Annotated in this window: 2 protein-coding genes; one reads left to right on the forward strand and one right to left on the reverse strand. The window is 56.2% G+C overall.

Going from position 1 to position 505, the window contains the following annotated elements:
* The first annotated feature begins 89 nt into the window (after window positions 1-89).
* Window positions 90-299 (forward strand): hypothetical protein, encoded by a 210-nt coding sequence (locus PVZ72_RS00360; RefSeq protein ID WP_007162516.1) that lies wholly within the window; start codon window positions 90-92, stop codon window positions 297-299.
* 2 nt (window positions 300-301) lie between these two features.
* Here the strand turns inward: PVZ72_RS00360 and PVZ72_RS00365 are convergent.
* Window positions 302-505 (reverse strand): hypothetical protein (locus PVZ72_RS00365; RefSeq protein WP_273860901.1); only part of this gene is annotated, 204 nt, incomplete at its 5' end.

Consider the following 505-nt stretch of genomic DNA (forward strand, 5'->3'; position numbering starts at 1 on the left):
GGATTGTAATGCGCGGCTCATCCTGGCGTTAGCCGCGCCCCTCTAGAGTGGCTCTCATACCCACGCTGCACTCTAGAAGGAGAAACACCATGACGTTCCTTAAAATTGCCCTGTTTGCCGCCACCCTCGCCGTTGCGAACCTCAGCTATGCCGCAGACGGCAGCGAGCGCTCGATCTCGCACAACCAAGATTTCCGCGATAGCCAGGCGGCGCTCCAGCAGCATCGAGAGATGCATGAAACGCTGGCACAGGAAGGGCGTCAGCCAGATAAAGCATCCAACGTCAAAGCGACCAACTGAGACTACGCATCTGTTTGGCCGTAGACGATCGATGCCGCGCATCTGAGGCTCGAACAGAAAGCGCCATGTGGCGCTTTCTGCATACCTAAAAATATACTGCCCTGGAAAAACAGCTTCACCGGCACCACTTGCCCCCCTTTTGCCCGCGCTCCACCTCTGTTACGGCCAAATAGTAATGTCGCGATCCAGCCAGATAGAAATGTCCC

Source organism: Pseudomonas sp. LA5 (genome assembly GCF_028640825.1).
GTDB lineage: Bacteria > Pseudomonadota > Gammaproteobacteria > Pseudomonadales > Pseudomonadaceae > Chryseomonas > Chryseomonas aestiva.